This is a genomic window from Stenotrophomonas sp. a6, from assembly GCF_030913325.1.
In the GTDB taxonomy this organism is placed as follows: domain Bacteria; phylum Pseudomonadota; class Gammaproteobacteria; order Xanthomonadales; family Xanthomonadaceae; genus Stenotrophomonas; species Stenotrophomonas maltophilia.
In genome coordinates, this window is sequence record NZ_CP133161.1 from 1,012,605 (window position 1) to 1,027,486 (window position 14,882).

Annotated in this window: 15 protein-coding genes; 10 read left to right on the forward strand and 5 right to left on the reverse strand. The window is 67.7% G+C overall.

Annotated elements, in window-relative coordinates:
* The first annotated feature begins 151 nt into the window (after nucleotides 1–151).
* The 4 genes from dnaX (at nucleotide 152) to Q9Q79_RS04635 (ending at nucleotide 3,650) form a co-directional block, all read left to right on the forward strand.
* Complete coding sequence (dnaX, locus tag Q9Q79_RS04620) at nucleotides 152–2,185, forward strand: DNA polymerase III subunit gamma/tau (protein WP_201861856.1); 2,034 nt, start codon at nucleotides 152–154, stop codon at nucleotides 2,183–2,185.
* Between the two features lie 6 nt (nucleotides 2,186–2,191).
* Entirely contained in the window at nucleotides 2,192–2,512 is a 321-nt protein-coding gene (locus tag Q9Q79_RS04625; RefSeq protein ID WP_005408298.1) for a YbaB/EbfC family nucleoid-associated protein, read from the forward strand.
* Between the two features lie 111 nt (nucleotides 2,513–2,623).
* Complete coding sequence (gene recR, locus Q9Q79_RS04630) at nucleotides 2,624–3,223, forward strand: recombination mediator RecR (RefSeq protein WP_005408299.1); 600 nt, start codon at nucleotides 2,624–2,626, stop codon at nucleotides 3,221–3,223.
* Between the two features lie 67 nt (nucleotides 3,224–3,290).
* Nucleotides 3,291–3,650, forward strand: coding sequence for a histidine triad nucleotide-binding protein (locus Q9Q79_RS04635; RefSeq protein WP_005408300.1), 360 nt, complete (start codon nucleotides 3,291–3,293; stop codon nucleotides 3,648–3,650).
* Between the two features lie 77 nt (nucleotides 3,651–3,727).
* Here Q9Q79_RS04635 and Q9Q79_RS04640 read toward each other — a convergent pair whose 3' ends face one another.
* Genes Q9Q79_RS04640 through Q9Q79_RS04655 form a run of 4 tightly spaced genes read right to left on the reverse strand, consistent with a single transcriptional unit; the run spans nucleotide 3,728 to nucleotide 8,094 of the window.
* On the reverse strand, nucleotides 3,728–4,255 hold the full coding sequence (locus Q9Q79_RS04640) for a Slp family lipoprotein (protein ID WP_005408301.1): 528 nt from the start codon (nucleotides 4,253–4,255) through the stop codon (nucleotides 3,728–3,730).
* Nucleotides 4,252–6,201 (reverse strand): DUF3488 and transglutaminase-like domain-containing protein, encoded by a 1,950-nt coding sequence (locus Q9Q79_RS04645; RefSeq protein WP_012479283.1) that lies wholly within the window; start codon nucleotides 6,199–6,201, stop codon nucleotides 4,252–4,254. The genes Q9Q79_RS04640 and Q9Q79_RS04645 overlap by 4 nt, the downstream gene beginning before the upstream one ends.
* On the reverse strand, nucleotides 6,194–7,138 hold the full coding sequence (locus tag Q9Q79_RS04650) for a DUF58 domain-containing protein (RefSeq protein ID WP_043033683.1): 945 nt from the start codon (nucleotides 7,136–7,138) through the stop codon (nucleotides 6,194–6,196). The genes Q9Q79_RS04645 and Q9Q79_RS04650 overlap by 8 nt, the downstream gene beginning before the upstream one ends.
* Before the next feature lie 2 nt (nucleotides 7,139–7,140).
* On the reverse strand, nucleotides 7,141–8,094 hold the full coding sequence (locus Q9Q79_RS04655) for an AAA family ATPase (RefSeq protein ID WP_005408304.1): 954 nt from the start codon (nucleotides 8,092–8,094) through the stop codon (nucleotides 7,141–7,143).
* A 42-nt stretch (nucleotides 8,095–8,136) separates the two neighbouring features.
* Here Q9Q79_RS04655 and Q9Q79_RS04660 point away from each other — a divergent pair, with 42 nt between their 5' ends.
* Nucleotides 8,137–9,978 (forward strand): glycosyltransferase family 39 protein, encoded by a 1,842-nt coding sequence (locus Q9Q79_RS04660; RefSeq protein ID WP_012479285.1) that lies wholly within the window; start codon nucleotides 8,137–8,139, stop codon nucleotides 9,976–9,978.
* Nucleotides 9,979–10,207: 229 nt separating this feature from the next.
* On the opposite strand, the gene Q9Q79_RS04665 is transcribed toward Q9Q79_RS04660, so the two are convergent.
* The gene (locus Q9Q79_RS04665) at nucleotides 10,208–10,777 is read right to left on the reverse strand and encodes a Maf family nucleotide pyrophosphatase (protein WP_201861857.1); all 570 of its coding nucleotides are present in this window, start codon (nucleotides 10,775–10,777) and stop codon (nucleotides 10,208–10,210) included.
* A gap of 113 nt (nucleotides 10,778–10,890) precedes the next feature.
* On the opposite strand from Q9Q79_RS04665, the gene Q9Q79_RS04670 reads away from it, so the two are divergent.
* The 5 genes from Q9Q79_RS04670 (at nucleotide 10,891) to fabD (ending at nucleotide 14,833) form a co-directional block, all read left to right on the forward strand.
* A complete protein-coding gene (locus Q9Q79_RS04670) occupies nucleotides 10,891–11,400 on the forward strand; it encodes a YceD family protein (RefSeq protein ID WP_012479287.1) in 510 nt (169 codons plus the stop codon).
* A gap of 107 nt (nucleotides 11,401–11,507) precedes the next feature.
* Nucleotides 11,508–11,702: a 50S ribosomal protein L32 gene (gene rpmF / locus Q9Q79_RS04675; RefSeq protein ID WP_005408308.1), complete on the forward strand. Its 195-nt coding sequence runs from the start codon at nucleotides 11,508–11,510 to the stop codon at nucleotides 11,700–11,702.
* 91 nt (nucleotides 11,703–11,793) lie between these two features.
* Nucleotides 11,794–12,771 carry a beta-ketoacyl-ACP synthase III gene (locus Q9Q79_RS04680; RefSeq protein ID WP_005408309.1) on the forward strand — a complete coding sequence of 326 codons (978 nt, stop codon included), beginning with the start codon at nucleotides 11,794–11,796 and terminating at the stop codon, nucleotides 12,769–12,771.
* 78 nt (nucleotides 12,772–12,849) lie between these two features.
* Nucleotides 12,850–13,632 (forward strand): hypothetical protein, encoded by a 783-nt coding sequence (locus Q9Q79_RS04685; protein WP_005408310.1) that lies wholly within the window; start codon nucleotides 12,850–12,852, stop codon nucleotides 13,630–13,632.
* Nucleotides 13,633–13,888: 256 nt separating this feature from the next.
* Nucleotides 13,889–14,833 carry an ACP S-malonyltransferase gene (fabD, locus tag Q9Q79_RS04690; RefSeq protein ID WP_201861858.1) on the forward strand — a complete coding sequence of 315 codons (945 nt, stop codon included), beginning with the start codon at nucleotides 13,889–13,891 and terminating at the stop codon, nucleotides 14,831–14,833.
* The last annotated feature ends 49 nt before the right edge of the window (nucleotides 14,834–14,882 follow it).

Here is a 14,882-nt window from a genome sequence, read left to right on the forward strand (position 1 = left end):
TCGGCAAACGCCTCAGCAGGGGCGCAGATTCTAGCGGGCTGCGCGGCACTTCACAAGCACCCCGGCCAGGAACCCGCGAAAGATGTGCCGGAGGCGAGGGGGGCTGGACAGGCATGGCACAATGGAACATCCGATGGAAAACGGTGGCCTGATGTCCTATCTCGTCCTTGCCCGCAAGTGGCGTCCAAAGCGTTTTGCCGAGCTGGTGGGCCAGGAACACGTGGTCCGTGCGCTCAGCAACGCGCTCGACAGCGGCCGGGTCCACCATGCGTTCCTGTTCACCGGCACCCGCGGCGTGGGCAAGACCACCATCGCGCGCATCTTCGCCAAGTCGCTGAACTGCGAACAGGGCACCAGTGCCGATCCATGCGGCCAGTGTGCAGCCTGCCTGGATATCGACGCCGGCCGCTACATCGACCTGCTGGAAATCGACGCCGCGTCCAACACCGGCGTGGACGACGTGCGCGAGGTGATCGAGAACGCGCAGTACATGCCTTCGCGTGGCAAGTACAAGGTCTACCTGATCGACGAAGTGCACATGCTGTCCAAGGCGGCGTTCAACGCGCTGCTGAAGACGCTGGAAGAGCCGCCGGAGCACGTGAAGTTCCTGCTGGCCACCACCGATCCGCAGAAGCTGCCGGTCACCGTGCTCAGCCGCTGCCTGCAGTTCAACCTCAAGCGCCTGGACGAGGACCAGATCCAGGGCCAGATGACCCGCATCCTGGCGGCCGAGGAGATCGAGGCCGACGGCAGTGCCATCGTGCAGCTGGCCAAGGCCGCTGATGGCAGCCTGCGGGATGGCCTGTCGCTGCTGGACCAGGCGATTGCCTATGCCGGCGGCGCGCTGCGCGAGGACGTGGTGCGTACCATGCTGGGCACGGTCGACCGCACCCAGGTGGCGGCGATGCTCGATGCGCTGGCTGACGGCGATGGCCCGCGCCTGCTGCAGGTGGTGGCCGCGCTGGCCGAATTCTCGCCGGACTGGAGTGGCGTGCTGGAAGCGCTGGCCGAAGGCCTGCACCGCATCCAGGTGCAGCAGCTGGTACCGGGTGCGGCCGTTGCCGAAGGCCTGGATGCCGCCGCATTCGCCGAGCGCCTGCGCCCGGAAGTGGTGCAGCTCTGGTACCAGATGGCCTTGAACGGCCGTCGTGACCTGCCGATGGCGCCGAGCCCGCGCGCGGGCTTCGAGATGGCCGTGCTGCGCATGCTGGCGTTCCGCCCGGCCGCGGCGGTCCCGCCGGTGCCGAAGTCGGTGGAGGGGGCAGGCAATGCGCCGGGTGGCAATGCTGCCGGTGGTGGCACCGGTGCGGGTACCCACGAAGCGACGCCGGCGACTGCCGCCGCTTCGGCAAGCCCGGCCTTGGTGGCGCAGGTGGCCGCTCCGGTGCAGGCCGCGCCGCGCGAACCTGAACCCGAACCGGACCCGGCCCCGCAACCCGAACCGGACCCGACGCCGGAGCCCGAGCCGGTTCCGGTGGAAGAGCCGGTGTCACCGCCGCCGGTGAAGGCCGAAGCAGCGGCGCCGCCGTCCGTTGAAACAGAAGCGGGCGACGACCTGCCGCCGTGGGCCACCGACGAAGCCGAGGCACGTGACGAGGCGCTGGCGGCCGAGATGGCTGGGCCGGAAGTTGCCATGGTGGCGCCCTGGCATGAGCCGCCGGCTCCCGTCGCGGCTCCCAGCGAGCCTGCACCGCCCGAGCGCCCGTTCCGCACGGAAGGCATTGCCATCGCGCCGGTCGAGCCGGCGCCAGTGCAGGAGAACGCGCCGCTGGAAGGTGTCAGCGACCTGGCCAGCGCCGAGGACTGGCTGGATCTGGTCGCCAACAGTGGCCTGAGCGGCCCGTCGCGGCAGCTGGCCGCCAACGCTGCCTTCATCAGTTGCCAGCACGGGACCTTGAAACTGGGCCTTTCGCCCGGATTTGAATACCTGCGCTCGGAGCGCGCGCTGGCCGCCCTGGGCGAGATGCTGGAGAAGGCCCTCGGCCAGGCGCCGAAGATCGTGGTCGAGACCGTGGAAACCGAACACGTTCCGGCCGAGACCCTGCACCAGCGTGCCGACCGCCAGCGTAGTGAGCGGCAGCAGGTGGCAGAGGCCGTTTTCATGGACGACCCGGAAGTGCAGGTGCTGATCCAACAGCACGGTGCCCGGGTTGTTTCCGATTCCATCCGTTCTTTTGACGAGTAAGACACCATGCGCGGAAACATCGCACAACTGATGCAGCAGGCCCAGAAAATGCAGGAAAACCTGCAGAAGGCCCAGGAAGAAATCGCCAAGATCGAAGTGACCGGCAGCGCCGGCGGCGGCATGGTCAGCGTGACCCTGACCGGTGCCAAGGAATGCCGCAAGGTGCGCATCGACCCGTCGCTGACCAGCGACCCGGAGATGCTGGAAGACCTGATCGCCGCCGCCTTCAATGATGCCTCGAACAAGATCGATGCCGAGTCGAAGTCGAAGATGGGGTCGGCCACCGCCGGCATGCAGCTGCCGCCGGGCATGAAGCTGCCGTTCTGATTTCCCAGGGGGCGCCTGCCGCTGCAGGTGCCCGCTCCAACCCTCGGTCGAGCATGGCTCGACTCTACAGACAGCTGTCGAGCGTGCTCGACGCCATGAAAGCATGCCGCCGTGTCCGCACCCCTGCTTGAACAATTGATCGACGCATTGCGGGTGCTGCCTGGCGTCGGCCAGAAGACTGCACAGCGCATGGCCTATCACCTGCTCGAGCGCGAGCGCGAAGGTGGCCAGCGTCTGGCCGAGACACTGGCATTGGCGGTGGAGCGAATCGGCCACTGCGTGCAGTGCCGCGATTTCAGCGAAACTGAGCTGTGCCCGACCTGTGCCAACGGCAGCCGCGAGCGCAGCCAGCTGTGCGTGGTCGAATCGCCGGCCGACCGCCTGGCCATCGAGAACGCCACCGGCTTCCGCGGTGTCTACTTCGTGCTGCAGGGGCGGCTGTCGCCGCTCGATGGCATCGGCCCGCGCGAGCTGGGCCTGGAGCAATTGGAGCGACGGTTGGCCGAAGGCGAGGTGCAGGAGCTGATCATCGCCACCAGCGCCACTGTCGAGGGCGAGGCCACCGCGCACTACCTGGCGCAGCTGGCGCGCGCACGCAAGGTGCAGCCGAGCCGTTTGGCGCAGGGCCTGCCACTTGGCGGTGAACTCGAATACGTCGATCGCGGCACGCTCTCGCACGCGTTCGGAACGCGCAGCGAATTCCGCGATTGAATGCCGGCCGGGCATCCCCCGGCGCGGCCGGCCTACAATGCGGATGACATCCCCGCCGAGGCCGACCATGAGCAACGAAACCCTCTTCAGCAAGATCATCCGTCGCGAGATCCCGGCCACCATCGTCTACGAGGATGACGAGGTGCTGGGCTTCAAGGACATCGCACCGCAGGCACCGGTGCACGTGCTGTTCATTCCGAAGAACGAGATCATTCCGACCCTGGATGACCTGCAGCCGTCGCAGGCGCACCTGATCGGCAAGCTGGCGCTGGCTGCCGCCGAGTACGCGCGCCGCGAGGGCTTCGCACAGGACGGCTACCGCATCGTGATGAACTGCCGCGAGCATGCCGGGCAGACCGTGTTCCATATCCACATGCACCTGCTGGCCGGTGCGCCGCTGGGGCATTTCGGTGCGCCTGGGCGTTGAAGCCCCTGTCCACGCCATGCGCGGATGAAAAAGGCCGCCCGAGGGCGGCCTTTTCCGTCATGCCTGTGCGGTGACGATCACCACCAGCCCCAGCGACCATAGCCGCCCCAGTACGGACCATACGGGCCCGGGCCCCACGGGCCATAGGGGTAGGGCACCACGTCGACCTGGCGCTGTTCCGGCCACAGGTAGATCACATCGGCCGACAGCTTGGGCAGGCGGTAGTCGTACTCGCCGATGCGGGTGTTCTGGTAGCCGTCGATCTTGCCGATGAAAGTCACGTCACGACCGGCTTCGAACACGGCCGGGTCGTAGAAGCCGGCACGGCAGGCGATGAAGCGGCCGTCGCTGGCGTCGGACGAGGTGGTGTTCGGACGGCCACTGCCATTGAGCGGGCGCGAGATGATCTGGAAGCAGGTCTCGCCCTGGCCGGGCTTGGTTTCGATGATGCGACCGCCCCAACGGACCGGCGTGCCGACCTGCTGGGTAGCGACCGAGTCGCGCGGGGAGACCAGGCTGAACTGTCCCTGCAGCGGCTTGGGGGCCGTGGCGCAGGCCGACAGGGCCAGCGTGGCCACAGCGGTGAGAAGGAACTTGGTGTTCATGGGGAGGCTCCGGAAGTCGGGCGATGCCTGCGCAGGTCCCGCAATAATGAAGCGAGGTCGGTGCAAGTTCCAGCGTAGCGCGCGTCGGCGAAACGCTGGCTGAGTGCGAGCAGGGCCGGGTCAGGGCGCTGCCGGTGCACCCGCTGGGCCCAGTCCTGTGCGGTTTCGTGCGGTTCACGGGCCAGGCCGAGGCGGGCGTAGCGCCGTCCGAGCCGGTGCCAGGCGCGCAGCAGCGGGTCGCGTTCGCGCTCGCCACGGGCCAGCAGCCAGGCCATCCACGCCAAGGCCAGCATCGTTGCCACCACGAAGCCAGCGACAAGTTGCGTGGGGCCCAGATCATCCAGCCCGAACGGCGTGAGCAGTTGCTGCTGGCGGCGTGCATCGAACGAGAGCACCAGGTCGTTCCAGCCGCGGCGCAGCCAGTCGCCCATCTGCCCCAGCTGCTGCCAGCGTTGCTGCAGTGGCGTGTCCGTACCGGCCTGCAGGCGGTCGTCCAGTGTGTCCAGGATGCGTTCCGGTGCCACGGCTGCGGTCGGGTCAACCCGTACCCAGCCGCGCTGCGGCAGCCATACCTCGGCCCAGGCATGGGCGTCCATCCGCCGCACGATCCAGTAGTCGCCAAGGCGGTTGTAGGTGCCACCGGCAAAGCCGGTCACCACCCGTGCCGGGACGCCGGCATTGCGCATCAACACCACGAAGGCCGAGCTGAAGTGTTCACAGAAGCCGGCCTTGTAGCCGAACAGGAACTCGTCGATCGGGTCGCGCCCTGCCGCAGGGGTGTCCAGCGTGTACGAGAAGTCGGTGGTGATCCACTGCAGCGCGCGGCGCACGATGGCCTCGTCATCGCTGCCAGCCTGCTGCCGCCATTGCTGCGCCAACGTGGCGGTGCGCGGGTTGAAGCCACTGGGCAACTGCAGCGCGGCCCGTCGCAGATAGGGTGACAGCGTGCTGTCGAAGCGTTGTGGTGGCGCCGAATGCAACCGCCAGCGGCTCAGCGACGCCAGTGACCGCTCGCTGCTCAGGCTCATGTCCGCATCCAGCGTGCTGCCTGCAGGCGCGCGGCTGGGCAGGTCCAGTGCCACCAGCTGGCGGCGGTCGGTGGGTTCGTAGTCGATCTGGTAGTCCCAGCCCTGCGTGCCGGCCTCGACCACGGCCGCCGGCCGTCGCTCGCTGGCGCGGTCACGTGTCCAGCGCCGGCCATCGAAGGCGGTCAGTACCGGTCCTCGCCAGTAGCGTTGCATCGGCTCGGGTACCGCGCCGAAGAACTGCACGCGCAGCGCCGGGGCATCGTCGGCCATCAGGTCCAGCCACTGGCCGGGCTCCATGCTGTCGGACAACCCCGGCGTACCCACGGCGCGCTCGGGAACACCCCACAGTGGCGTGGCCAGGCGCGGGAACAGCCAGAAGCAGGCCAATGCCAGCGGCAGGCCGATCGCCAGCAGGCGGCCAACGCCGCGCAGCTGCCCTCGCAAGGGCAGCGGCGCGGCGTGGCCTTCATCCCCGGCCAGCCGTTGCAGGGCGAGCAGCGCGCTGATCCCCGCCAGTGCGGCCAACACCGTGGTCAGTGGTCCTTGGTCGAGCAGGAACGCCGCAAACGGGGAAAACAGCGCGAACCCGAGCAGGCTGCGGGCATCGCGCCGGCTGCGCAGTTCGCTGGACTTGATCGCCAGCATCGCTGCCAGCAGGGCGCAACCGGTATCGCGCCCAGGTCGGACCATCCCCATCTGCCAGGCGATGGCACCGAGCATGGCCAGCACCAGCAGCAGGCGCACCGGCATGGGCAGCACCTTCCGCCACGACAGGACCGCAGTCACGAGCGCTGCGGCCGCGATCACGCCCGCCAGCAGGGGCGGCAACTGCAGCAGCAACGGCAACAGCGCCAACGCCGCGCTGGCCAGGGTCCAGTTGCGGGCATTGCGGTCGAGCGCGGGCGTGGTCTCAGTCATGCGGCATCAATGCCAGTGCACGCAGGCACAGGTGGTGGTGGCTGGCGCCCTGGCCTGGCCCGAACGGCGGGTGTGCAGGCAGCAGCAGGGTGTAGCGGCGGCCTTCGCGCTCGGCCATGTCGACCCATCGCGCCAAACGCGCGATGCGTGCTTCATGGCCCAGCGGGGACAGCGTGCGCCAATCGAGGATGACTTCGATGCCAACCGGCTTTTCGTACTCGCGCACCAGCAGGCTGTCGCGGCGTGCCGAGTGCTTCCACGAAATGCTGCGTGGCGCATCGCCCGCACGATAGGGCCGTAGCTGATGCAGTTCCTCGCCACTGGCATGGGCGCGCGTGTGCAGCGGATCGTTGCCGCTTTCCGGCAGTGCAGGGGCCAGCGCCTCGGGTTGCGGATAGACCAGCAGCGGTTGTTCCGGCCACACCCACGACCATGCCCGCACCAGGCCCAGTGGCTGGGTGGTGGAGAGGCGGATGCGCGGGAGCTCCAGCCAGCCGCGGCGTTCGCTGGGAACGTGCAGCTCCACTTCACCGCGGCCGTGTGCAGGCAGCGAGGTCCAGGCTTCGCTGTCACCCAGCTGCAGGTGCAGGCCGTGGCGTGCGCGCGGATCACGCAGTGACAGGTCCACGCGCAGGCGCAGTGGTTGCCCGGCAGGAACCGGCTCGGCGGAGATCGCGTCGATCTGTACGCCGGACAGCTGCAGGTGCGCGGCGATGGCGCTGGCGATCGCCGCTGCCGCCAGCAGCAGGGCCAGCAGCAACGCCGGGTTGTTGTTGTAGTTCAGTGCGCCCAGCAGCATTGCCGCCAGCAGCGCGGCGACGAACAGGCCGAAACGGGTGGGCAGCACGTAGATGCGATGGCGGTCCAGGCGCTGCGGCAGTGCTTCAGGCCTGCGCGGGCGTGCCAGCAGTTGCAGTCGTGCCCAGCGCGTGGCCACCCTCAATCCACCGCAACGGTCTGCAGGATGGCCCGTGCCAGTGCCGGCCCCGAGCTGGACTCGGCTTCGGCCACGAGGCGATGACCGGCCACCGCCACGAACAGGGTCTGCACGTCCTCGGGCACCACGTGGCCGCGGCCCAGCAGAAGTGCATGCGCCCTGGCCGCGCGCAGCAGCGCAAGGCCGGCACGCGGTGACAGGCCCACGCGCACGCCGGCGTGCTGGCGGCTGCGGGTCAGCAGGGCCTGCACGTAGTCGACCAGTGCATCGCTGGCATGGACCTGGCTGACGGCTTCACGCAGCGCGCGTACCTGGGTGTCATCCAGCTTCGGTACGGCACGTGCGATCAGGTCGCGGCGGTCTGTACCACGCAGCAGTTCGCGTTCGGCCTGCGCACTGGGGTAGCCCATCGCCAGGCGCAGCAGGAAACGATCCAGCTGCGAATCCGGCAGCGGGAAGGTACCGGACAGGTCCACCGGGTTCTGCGTGGCGATCACGAAGAACGGATCGGGCAGGGGATGGGTCTGCCCATCCAGGGTGACCTGCTGTTCGGCCATCGCCTCCAGCAGCGCGCTCTGCGTGCGCGGCGGCGCACGGTTGATCTCATCGGCCAGCAGCACGTGGGTGAACACCGGCCCCGGGTGGAACTGGAACTGGCGGCTGCCGGCCTCGTATACCGAAACGCCCAGTACATCGGCGGGCAGCAGGTCGGAGGTGAACTGCACGCGCTGGAAACTGAGGCCCAGGCTGCTGGCCAACGCATGCGCCAGCGTGGTCTTGCCCAGGCCGGGCAGATCCTCGATCAGCAGATGGCCACCGGAAAGCAGGGCGACGAAAGCCAGCCTGACTTCCGGCACCTTGCCCAGCACCAGTGCGTTTACCTGATCCTGTGCCTCCCGCAGGGCCTGGCGCAGTTGATCGGTTAGCATGCTGGGATTGGGGGACGAGGCTGGCATGATCGTCTCAGGTCTGGAATCCATTCGATTATCCATAGAGCAATGCAGGGCGAACAGCGCGCGCGGACAATATTTCTCTGGTTATGGACGCTGGTCACAGCGGCCAAGCTGGTAGTGGCTGCGCGGCTACCACTGTTTGTTGACGAGGCGTTCTATTGGCAGGAAGGCCAGCATCTGGCCGCTGCGTATTCGGACCTTCCCGGACTGACCGCGTGGTTGGCGCGCCTGGGTGTGGAGATCGGTGGCCACCATGTGCTCGCGTTGCGCCTGCCGTTCCTGGCCATCGGCGCGCTGCTGCCGTTGCTGGTGGTGCGCACGGCCACGCGCTGGTTCGGCAATGTGGCCGGTTGGCAAGCGGGCAGCCTCACGCTGTTGATGCCGTTGTCGGCGACGCTGGGCCTGCTGGCGGTGCCGGATGTGCCCATGGCACTGGCCGCGGTGATCTGCCTGCACGCCGGTGCGCGGCTGCTGCACAACGTTGATGCATCGTCGGCGATGAAGCTTGCGCTGGGCCTGTCGATCGGTGCGCTCAGTCACTACCGTTTCATCGGTGTCATCGGCGTTGGCTTCATCGCGTTGCTGGCGCTGCCGCAGGGGCGGCGCATGCTGGCCGATCCGCGCGTATGGGTCGCGCTGGCGGTGGGCGTGCTGGCGTGGCTGCCGTTGCTGGCATGGAACGCGGACAACCACGACGCCGGCCTGAAGTTCCAGGTGGTCGAGCGCCATCCCTGGACGTTCGAATGGAACGGGCTGTGGTTCCTGGTGATCCAGCCCATGCTGGTCACCCCGATCCTGTGCATGGCGATGTGGAAGGTGGCGCTGGCCGGTACCCGCAGGGGCGGCGGCACGCGCGTGCAGTGGCGCTACTTCGGCCTGGTCGGGGGCGTATCCACGCTGGGCATCTTCCTGCTGGGCTTCTTCACCGACGTCGAGCGGATCAGTTTCCATTGGCCGCTGCCGGGCTACCTGGCCCTGCTGGTGGCGGTGCCGGTGGTGCTCAACGGCTGGCCACGCTGGCTGCGGCGCACCGGCTGGTGGCTGGCGGGCGCAGGCATGGTGCTGGCGTTCGGCTATTACCTGATGGCCTCCACGCCTGCGTTGCGCGAGCAGCTGGCAGGCAGCAAGTACTACCCGCGCAATTTCGCTGGCTGGCAGCCGTTGGCGATGGCGGTGCGCGAAGAGTTGCAGCAGATGCCGGCGGGCACGCGGGTGCTGGCGGGGAACTTCAAGGTGGGGGCCGAGCTGGGCTTCCAGCTCGGCAATGGCGATATCGAAGTGCTGCCGCATCCGCTCAACGACAAGCATGGGCGCACCGCGCAGCTGGCGCAGTGGGAACTGCTGCATGAGGGCAAGCGCTCGACGCCGATGCTGCTGGTGCTTTCACCCAGCGACCAGCGTTACCGCGATCTGCTGGCGCGCTATCACGCCATCTGCGGACAGGTGGGGCCGTTGCCGGCGCCGCGGGTGGTCAGCAGTGACCATGGCTTCCAGCGTTTCCTGCTGTTCCGGCTGCCGGCGCAGCGCGCGTCCGGGGCGTGCGTGACTCCGGCAATGGCGTGGCTGGATACGCCTTCCAACGGCGAAAAGGTGTCTGGCACGCTGGCGATCAAGGGATGGGCGTTCAAGGATGGTGTCGGCCTGGCACGGGTTGAGGTGCTGGTCGATGGCCGCTCGATGGGGGATGCGCGCTATGGCCGCGCATTCGACGTGCGCCAGACCTGGCCGGACAGCACCGATCCGCAGCATCCTGCGGTGGGCTTCGATGCTTCATTGGACACGAGCACGCTGGCGCCGGGACGGCATTGGCTGGGCCTGCGCCTGCACGGTCGCGATGGCAGCGTAGAGGAATGGCAGGAGCAGCCGTTCGAGGTTCGCGGGCGCTGAGGCGGAGCGCGGTCCAGGTGGTCGCGCGCCAGGTTGGTTGCGTGCTCCAGGTTGGTCGGGTGCTCCACGTTGGTAGAGTCGACTGTTAGTCGACTGCTCTTCCAGCCGCCGGCAAAACCCCGCGCTGCGCGCGATGGTCGACTGACAGTCGACGCTACCCGGCTCAGGTCCTACCCGGCCCGTGTCCGGCCTGTTTCCGCGATCGGTGCCGGCAGTCAGTGTGTCGCCTTCAGGGCACCGCGAACCCTGCCTGGCGCAGCAACCCGCACAGCGCGATCAGCGGCAGGCCGATCAGCGCGGTCGGGTCGCGGTTGTCGATCGCTTCGAACAGGCTGATGCCCAGACCCTCGCACTTGAAGCTGCCGGCACAGTCCAGGGGCTGTTCGGTGGCCACGTAGCGTGCGATCTCCTCCTGGCCCAGCGCGCGGAAACGGACCTCGGTCAGATCCACGGCACTGAATGATTCTCCGTCTCGCGTGAGACTGATGGCGGTATGGAAGCGTACTGTCTGCCCGGACATCGCCGCCAGCTGCGCGCAGGCCGCCCCGGCCGTGCCCGGTTTACCCAGCGGCCGCCCGTTCAGGTCCGCCACCTGGTCCGAGCCGATCACCCAGGCGCCGGGGTGGCGGGCGGCGACTTCGGTTGCCTTGGCCGTGGCAAGGCGCATTGCAAGGGCCAGCGGCGTCTCACCGTTCAACGGGGTTTCATCCACCTCCGGGCGCGCGCAGTCGAAGGGCAGGCCCAGCCGCTGCAGCAACTCGCGGCGGTAGCGGGAGGTGGAGGCCAGGACCAGTGACATGCGAGAATACCGGGGCAGGGTGCGGCAGTCTGGCCTGTGCGCAGCGCCAGCAGCAAGTGCTGTATGGCGGGCATTTGACAGCAGCCCCCCCGATCCTTAGTATTCAGCGGCTTATGTCCGCGAACGTGCCCGAATCGCTGGATGCTTGGCGGATGGTCGTAGCGCGAAGGCGCTTCGACGGCCAGGTCTCCCTGGCTGAATTGACCCGCCTGCAGGGGCTGGTCGCAGATACCGACGGCGAGTGTTCCTACTCGCTTGAATTCGGTCGCGACGAAGTCCTGCGGGTATCCTATGTGGAACTGACCATCGACACCGCGTTGCCGCTGACCTGTCAGCGCAGCATGCAGCGATTCCTGTTGCCGGTGAAGGTGACCCAGAGGCTTGGCCTGATCCGCGACGAGGACGAGGAATCGTCCCTGCCGGAGGAGTACGAGGCGTTGCTGGTGCCGGAAGACGGCCAGCTGCGTCCGCTGGACCTGGTCGAAGACGAGTTGGTGCTGGCGGTGCCGGTGGTTCCACTGTCGCCCGACGGTGAAGCAGTCGACAAGGACTGGGCGCCGAGCGAAGAAGAAACAAAGAAGGCCAATCCGTTCGCGGCATTGGCGGCATTGAAGAAACAATAGCAGCCGGATTGTCGTCGGCGGCTGCGGCGAAAGCGAAAGTGTGCTGGGCGCTGGCGTCCTGCGCGACGATACGACGAAGCAAAACGAACCGAGTTTGGAGCAATCCCATGGCTGTGCAGAAATCCCGTGTTACCCCGTCCCGCCGCGGCCAGCGCCGTTCGCATGACGCCCTGAGCGCCAAGCAGCTGTCGACCGACCCGACCACCGGCGAAGTGCACCTGCGTCACCACATCACTGCCGACGGTTTCTACCGCGGCAAGAAGGTCATCCAGACCAAGACCTCGGCCGTCGAAGAAGATTGATGTGCCGGGAAGGCCGCTGCCCCCGGGCAGCGGCCTTTGCCTTCTTTCCCGGGCGTGCCGGTGATCGGCGGCCCGCGCAACAGGAAACATGATGAGCAAGCGGATCTATTCGAGGATCGCGGGCACCGGTAGCTATTTGCCGGAAAAAGTCCTGACCAACGCCGACCTGGAAAAAATGGTCGAAACCTCGGATGAGTGGATCCAGTCGCGCACCGGAATTCGTGAACGGCACATCGCGGCCGAAGGCGAAACCACCAGCGACCTCGGCTACCAGGCCGCGTTGCGCGCACTTGAAGCGGCCGGTATCGACGCTTCGCAGCTCGACATGATCGTGGTCGGTACGACCACGCCTGACCTCATTTTCCCCTCCACCGCGTGCCTGATCCAGGCCAAGCTCGGTGTTGCGGGGTGCCCTGCCTTTGACGTCAACGCCGCCTGCTCGGGCTTCGTGTTCGCGCTGGGCGTGGCCGACAAGTTCATCCGTTCCGGCGACTGCAGGCATGTGCTGGTGATCGGCACCGAAACGCTGACCCGCATGGTCGACTGGAACGATCGCACCACCTGCGTGCTGTTCGGCGATGGCGCCGGCGCCGTCGTGCTCAAGGCCGACGAGGAAACCGGCATCCTCAGTACCCACCTGCATGCCGACGGCAGCAAGAAGGAGCTGCTGTGGAACCCGGTGGGCGTCTCGACCGGCTTCAAGGACGGTGCCAACGGTGGCGGCACCATCAACATGAAGGGCAACGACGTGTTCAAGTACGCCGTCAAGGCGCTGGACTCGGTCGTGGACGAGACCCTGGCTGCCAATGGCCTGGACAAGTCCGACCTGGATTGGCTGATTCCGCACCAGGCCAACCTGCGCATCATCGAAGCCACCGCCAAGCGCCTGGACATGTCGATGGACCAGGTGGTGGTGACTGTCGACAAGCACGGCAACACCTCGTCCGGCTCGGTGCCGCTGGCGCTGGACGCCGCGGTGCGTTCGGGCCGCGTCGAGCGCGGCCAGCTGCTGCTGCTGGAAGCCTTCGGCGGCGGCTTCACGTGGGGTTCGGCCCTGCTGCGCTATTGATAGCGCAAGTTACGACAATGTGAAGTTTTGTCGTTACGGCCCCTCTGGGGCCGTAACGCGTTTAAAGGAGTACACGTCATGGTTGAGCCCATCGTCATCGAAGGGCAGCGCGCCTGGCTGAAGCAGTACGGCAAGGGAAGCCGCGCAGTGGCCCTGGGCCTGCTCAATTTCGTTGCCCGCCGTTTCCATCTGGACGCCCTGCGACCACCGCCGCACCGTGGTGGTGATGCCGCGCGAGAAACCGAAGCCCGTCGCCTGGGAGAACTGCAGGCGCAGGGCGTGAACGTGCCCGACGTGCTGGGCAGCGGCCACGCCGCGCTGGTGATCGGTGACAACGGCAGCTCGTTCAATACCTGCCTGCGCCAGGCCGACGAGGCCGGCCGCGACCGGCTGGTGATGGCGGCCATGCAGGCCATCGCCGAAGCGCATGCGCGCGGCGCCTATTTCGGCCAGCCGCTGCCGCGCAACCTCACCTGGGATGGGCAGAAGGTGGGCTTCATCGACTTCGAGGAAGATCCGCTGGAAGTGATGGATCTGTCCGAAGCGCAGGCCCGCGACTGGCTGATGTTCGGTTACGGCGTGGCCAAGTACTACGCCGACCGCCCCGAGCAGCTGCAGGCGATGATGGCCGAGGCGATGGGCGAGGCCCAAGCGCCTGTGCGCGAACACGTGCACGCGGTCAGCGGCCGCCTGCGCAGCCTGGCCCGGGTCTGCATGAAGCTGGGCCGTTCAGCGCGCGCGCTGGCACATTCGATCTTCATCGCCCATGGCGCCAGCACGGCGGGCGTACTGATGCTGGTGGGCCTGTGCGTGGACTTCCTCGCCGACGGCGACCTGGACGTGCTGCAGCTGTTCTGCTGATGGCAGGTTCGCGCTGCTGGCAGGTTGGCGCTGCGGTAGAGTCGACTGTCAGTCGACTTCCGCGCGCAGCGCGGGTTTTCAGCGGCTGATCGAAGGGCAGTCGACTGACAGTCGACTCTACCTGGGCGGGGCACCGCACCGGATGCCGGGTTGTCCCGCGGCGGCGCTCCATACGCCTGCATACGCGCACGTACAGACGACACAGCGGATTCGCCCTTATCATGGCCCGCTTCGATTGCAACAAGCGGATGACCGCGTGACCGTATCCACCCTCGCTTTTGTCTTCCCCGGCCAGGGCTCGCAGTCTGTGGGCATGGTGGCCGAGCTGGCCGAACTGCACCCGCAGGTGCGTGAAGCCTTCACCGAAGCATCCGATGGTGCCGGCGTCGACCTGTGGGCGCTGTCCCAGGGTGGCCCGGAGGAAATGCTCAACCGTACCGAATACACCCAGCCGGCCCTGCTGGCCGCGAGCATCGGCGTGTGGCGCGCCTGGAACGCCGTGGGCGGTCCGCGCCCGTCGGTGCTGGCCGGCCACAGCCTGGGCGAGTACACCGCCCTGGTCGCCGCTGGCGCGCTGAGCCTGCATGACGGTGCGCACCTGGTGCGCCTGCGCGGCCAGCTGATGCAGGAAGCCGCACCGGCCGGTGTCGGCGCCATGGCCGCCGTGCTCGGCGCTGAAGACCAGCTGGTGCTGGACGTCTGCGCCGAAGCCGCGGGCAGCCAGGTGGTGGTGCCGGCCAACTTCAATTCGCCGGGCCAGATCGTGATCGGCGGCGACGCAGATGCGGTTGACCGCGCGCTGGCGCTGCTGGCCGGGAAGGGCGTGCGCAAGGCCGTCAAGCTGGCCGTGAGCGTGCCCTCGCACACCCCGCTGATGCGCGAAGCCGCCAACCGCCTCGCCGAAGTGATGGCCGGCCTGTCCTGGCAGGCGCCGCAGCTGCCGGTGGTGCAGAACGTGGATGCCCAGGTGTATGACGGTATCGACGCGATCCGTACCGCGCTGGTCCAGCAGCTGTACCAGCCGGTGCAGTGGACCGGATGCGTGCAGGCGCTGGCCGGCCGTGGCATCACCCGGATCGCCGAGTGCGGCCCGGGCAAGGTGCTGACCGGCCTGGTCAAACGCATCGACAAGGCCATCGACGGCCGTTCACTGGCCACCCCGGGCGACTTCGAAGCCGCCCGCGAGGCATGGTCGGCCTGACTCCCCCTGTTCCTGCCGACCGTACCGGTGGCCGCTGCACGCGGTACGG

What these genes read in the sequence shown, in the direction of transcription:
- dnaX (WP_201861856.1), top strand. Translation starts at nt 152, where the DNA reads ATGTCCTATCTCGTCCTTGCCCGCAAGTGGCGTCCAAAGCGTTTTGCC.
- Q9Q79_RS04625 (WP_005408298.1), top strand. Translation starts at nt 2,192, where the DNA reads ATGCGCGGAAACATCGCACAACTGATGCAGCAGGCCCAGAAAATGCAG.
- Q9Q79_RS04635 (WP_005408300.1), top strand. Translation starts at nt 3,291, where the DNA reads ATGAGCAACGAAACCCTCTTCAGCAAGATCATCCGTCGCGAGATCCCG.
- Q9Q79_RS04640 (WP_005408301.1), bottom strand. Translation starts at nt 4,255, where the DNA reads ATGAACACCAAGTTCCTTCTCACCGCTGTGGCCACGCTGGCCCTGTCG.
- Q9Q79_RS04645 (WP_012479283.1), bottom strand. Translation starts at nt 6,201, where the DNA reads ATGACTGAGACCACGCCCGCGCTCGACCGCAATGCCCGCAACTGGACC.
- Q9Q79_RS04655 (WP_005408304.1), bottom strand. Translation starts at nt 8,094, where the DNA reads ATGCCAGCCTCGTCCCCCAATCCCAGCATGCTAACCGATCAACTGCGC.
- Q9Q79_RS04660 (WP_012479285.1), top strand. Translation starts at nt 8,137, where the DNA reads ATGCAGGGCGAACAGCGCGCGCGGACAATATTTCTCTGGTTATGGACG.
- Q9Q79_RS04665 (WP_201861857.1), bottom strand. Translation starts at nt 10,777, where the DNA reads ATGTCACTGGTCCTGGCCTCCACCTCCCGCTACCGCCGCGAGTTGCTG.
- Q9Q79_RS04670 (WP_012479287.1), top strand. Translation starts at nt 10,891, where the DNA reads ATGTCCGCGAACGTGCCCGAATCGCTGGATGCTTGGCGGATGGTCGTA.
- rpmF (WP_005408308.1), top strand. Translation starts at nt 11,508, where the DNA reads ATGGCTGTGCAGAAATCCCGTGTTACCCCGTCCCGCCGCGGCCAGCGC.
- Q9Q79_RS04680 (WP_005408309.1), top strand. Translation starts at nt 11,794, where the DNA reads ATGAGCAAGCGGATCTATTCGAGGATCGCGGGCACCGGTAGCTATTTG.
- Q9Q79_RS04685 (WP_005408310.1), top strand. Translation starts at nt 12,850, where the DNA reads ATGGTTGAGCCCATCGTCATCGAAGGGCAGCGCGCCTGGCTGAAGCAG.